This is a genomic window from Acidobacteriota bacterium, from assembly GCA_003696075.1.
Taxonomy (GTDB): domain Bacteria; phylum Acidobacteriota; class Polarisedimenticolia; order J045; family J045; genus J045.
This window is the reverse complement of sequence record RFHH01000185.1, coordinates 1-3,447: the sequence shown is the minus strand read 5'-3', so window position 1 is coordinate 3,447 and position 3,447 is coordinate 1. Positions and strand designations below refer to the sequence as shown.

3 protein-coding genes are annotated in these 3,447 nt (G+C 71.8%); 2 read left to right on the top strand and 1 reads right to left on the bottom strand.

Annotated elements, in window-relative coordinates; all coding sequences use genetic code 11:
* Positions 1–394 precede the first annotated feature (394 nt).
* Entirely contained in the window at positions 395–1,696 is a 1,302-nt protein-coding gene (locus tag D6718_12230; GenBank protein ID RMG43465.1) for a 4Fe-4S dicluster domain-containing protein, read from the bottom strand.
* A 329-nt stretch (positions 1,697–2,025) separates the two neighbouring features.
* On the opposite strand from D6718_12230, the gene D6718_12225 reads away from it, so the two are divergent.
* Both D6718_12225 and D6718_12220 read left to right on the top strand, forming a co-directional pair.
* Positions 2,026–2,901: a hypothetical protein gene (locus D6718_12225; protein ID RMG43464.1), complete on the top strand. Its 876-nt coding sequence runs from the start codon at positions 2,026–2,028 to the stop codon at positions 2,899–2,901.
* Positions 2,902–2,909: 8 nt separating this feature from the next.
* Positions 2,910–3,447 (top strand): hypothetical protein (locus D6718_12220; protein ID RMG43463.1); only part of this gene is annotated, 538 nt, incomplete at its 3' end.

Below are 3,447 nucleotides of genomic sequence, written 5' to 3'. Positions count from 1 at the left end.
GGTTCCCGCTTCCGGCCCGCCGCGCGGAGCGCGGCCCACCGGCTGGCCGGTGCACCCTCGATGGTGCGAAACGCCGCGCAACCCGAAACGAGATGAAGATTCCGGCCCGATCTCGCGGACGCCGAGCCGATCGAGACCGTAATCCCCGGCGTTGGCAGGTGCACCCTCGATGGTGCGAGACGCCGAGCAACCCGAAACGAGATGGACACTTCGGCCCGATCTCGCGGACGCCGAGCCGATCGGGGCCGCAACCTCCAGGCGTTGGGCGGTTTCGATGCGCCCGCGCACCATCGGGGATACACCTGTCGGCCGCGCGGCGCGCGCCTCCGGCGGCGAGCCGGTCCGGCGCCCCCGGCGGGCGCCCCGCCGGGGCGCCGGGCCGAGCGATCCGGCGCTACGGCGTTCCGTACTTGGTCTCCACGGCGACGCCCAGCCGCCGCAACAGGGGTGTGGGCAGCACGCCTCCCGCGCAAACGATCACGGCATCGTTCGGCAGCGTGATCGACTCCCCCTTCCGGTCGAGAACGACGTCCCGCTCGCCGATGGTGACGACGTTCGATTCGAAGAGAACCTCCAGGCGCCCCGCGTCCCGGTACTCTTCCACCCGGCGCCGGTTCTTCGGCTTGGCGCGGCCGAACGCGGTGCCCCGGTAGGACAACGTGACGGTGGTGCCGGGCTCGTCGGCCAGGCTGCATGCGGCTTCGAGCGCGCTGTCGCCTCCTCCGACCACCAGCACGCGGCGGCCCCGGTACTGCGCGGGATCGACCAGGCGGTAGACGACCTTCGTCCGCTCCTCTCCCGGAACGCCCAGCTTGCGCGGCGTGCCGCGGCGGCCGATCGCCAGCAAGACGGCGCGGGTGCGGTACGAGCCCTTGTCGGTGCGGACGACGAAACCGTCGCCGTCCCGAGCGATCTCCTCCATGCGCTCGCCGGTGCGGATCTCGATGCCGGCCCGCTGGGCCGCTTCGTGCCAGAGTTCCAGGAGCCGCTCTTTGGTCGTCTCGCGAAAGCGGAGCTTGCCGTACAGCGGGAGCTGGACGGGCGCCGTCATGACGATCTTGCCCCGCGGGTAGTGAGCCACGGTGCCGCCCAGTGTCTCCTGTTCGACGGTCACGTAGCGCAGGCCGCGCTGCCGGGCGGCGAGGGTCGCGGCGAACCCGGCGGGTCCGGCCCCGACGATCACGACGTCGGCGCGATCCCCCCGGCCGATCCCATCCAGGGACGCGATCGCGTCGATCGCCTTCTTGCCCTGCTCGATCGCGTTGCGGATCAGCCCCATGCCGCCCAGCTCTCCGGCGATGAAAATCCCCGGCACGTTCGTCTCGAAGTTCGGCCTGACGAGAGGGATGTCCACTCCCCGTTTCTTGGTGCCGAAGACCAGCTCGAGCGCTCCCATCGGGCAGGCCTCGCGGCACGCTCCGTGGCCGATGCAGTGCGAGGGATCGACGAGCTGTGCCCGGCCGCCGACGAGCCCCAGAACGTGCGGCCCCTCCGGACACGCTTCGACGCACGAGCCGCACCCGATGCAAAGCGACGGATCGATCACCGGGTGCAGTGAAACGGGTTCGCTCAGTCCCGCCTCGAGCGACTCGCGGAAGACCTCCTCGGCCCGTCGCTCGGCGAGGCGGTGGCGGCGGGCGTAAAGGCCGACCATCGCGGTCGTGAAGGCGAGGACGAGCACCGGGACGGGCTCCATGGATCCCTCCACGCGCCGGGTGCGGCGGCGCCGGATCGTCCGCTGCAAGGAACGGGCCGCCGCTGGCGCTTCACCCTGGAGCGGTGGCAGGGCGGTTGTTGGCACGGCACTTGCCCTGAAAGGAGCCGTCCGGCCGGGACCCGGGGGCGAGGGCTCCCGGGCCGCCGGTTCTGTAAGCGGACCGGCGCGAACCGTCATCGCCTCGGGACGAGGCCGCATCGGGTGAGCGCCGAACCGATGGGGGTCCGGGAATGAGACCATCGAGCGCCGCCGCGCGGCGTCCCGATCCTGCACCGCCCCGCCAATCGTCTCTCCGCCCCTCGCTGCGCGTGGTCGACGCGCCGGGCCCGCGTCCGGGACGCTGGACCGCCGTTTTCTTCCTGACGCTGTTCATCGTCAACGCCGCGGGGCTTCCCTATTACCTGGCGCCCCTTCCCGTGCGGGTGCGGAGTCCGCTCCATCCGATCTTCAAGCCGAACGGATACGTCGGGCATACGGCCGGGGTCGCCGCGCTCGTGCTCTTCCTGTTCCTGTGGGTCTACCCGCTCCGCAAGCGGATTCCGTGGCTCAGCCGCGCGGGGTCGATGCGCGTGTGGCTCCACCTGCACATCGTGGCGGGCCTGGCGATGCCGCTCCTGGCCGCGACTCACGCCGCATGGCGGTTCACGGGGGTGATCGGCCTCGGCTTTTGGGCTTCCTGCGTGGTCGCGGCGAGCGGCATGGTGGGCCGCTACCTCTACGTGCGCGTTCCCCGCTCGCGCCAGGGACTGGAGCTGTCGATCGGGGAAATCGAGGCGCGCTCGCGCCGCCTCGTGTCCCGGATCGCCGCGCGAACCACCCTCTCCGAAGAGCGCATCCGCTCGCTCCTCGCCACTTCGCGCCCGGCGGCCTCACCGTCGCTTCCGCATGCCCTGTTCCGGCTCTTCGCCGACGACCTGGAGCGCCGGCGGGCGGTGCGGCGCCTGATGCGAGAGGTCCGGAAGAAGGGAAGCGGCACGCGCCTGGAGCGCCGGGCGCTGGCGCGCGTGCGGAGGCTGGCCCGACGGCGCGTGGCGCTCGAGCAGCAGGCGAAGCTGCTGGAAGCGACCCAGCGGCTGTTCCGCTACTGGCACACGGCGCACATGCCGGTGGCGATCACCGCTCTGATCACCGTGCTCGTCCATGTCGCCGTCGTCGTCGCGCTCGGGACGACCTGGTTCTGGTGAGGCGCGGGATGCCGATCCGTGGACGCCACCGGCTGCGCCGCCCGGTCCGCTCCCGCGGGACCGTCGCGGGCGTGCTGTGGCTCCTCGCCGCGGCGCCGGGCCGCGCCCAGGTCTCGCCCGGCGAACTGTCCGCCGCGCACGCCGATCTCGAAGGAATCCGGAACTGCGTGGCGTGCCACGACGTGCAGGCCGGCTCCATGGAGAGCCGGTGCCTCGCCTGCCACGAGGGTGTGGCCTGGACGATCGAACAGGACCGCGGCTTCCACGCGCACTTGGAGGAGGGCAAGACCTGCGCCCGCTGCCACCCGGAGCACGCGGGACGGGAGTTCGAGCTGATCGCCTGGGAGGAGGGCGATCCAGAGCGGTTCGACCACGAACGCGCCGGATGGCCGCTCGAGGGTGCACACGCGACGGCGAAGTGCCGTGCGTGCCACAAGCCGGAATTCCAGGTCTCGCCCGCTTTTCACCGGCTCCGGCGCAAGGATCCGCGGCTCTCGTGGATCGGCCTCGAGCGCGAGTGTCTCGCCTGCCATGCCGATCCGCACG

What these genes read in the sequence shown, in the direction of transcription:
- D6718_12230 (RMG43465.1), bottom strand. Translation starts at nt 1,696, where the DNA reads ATGGAGCCCGTCCCGGTGCTCGTCCTCGCCTTCACGACCGCGATGGTC.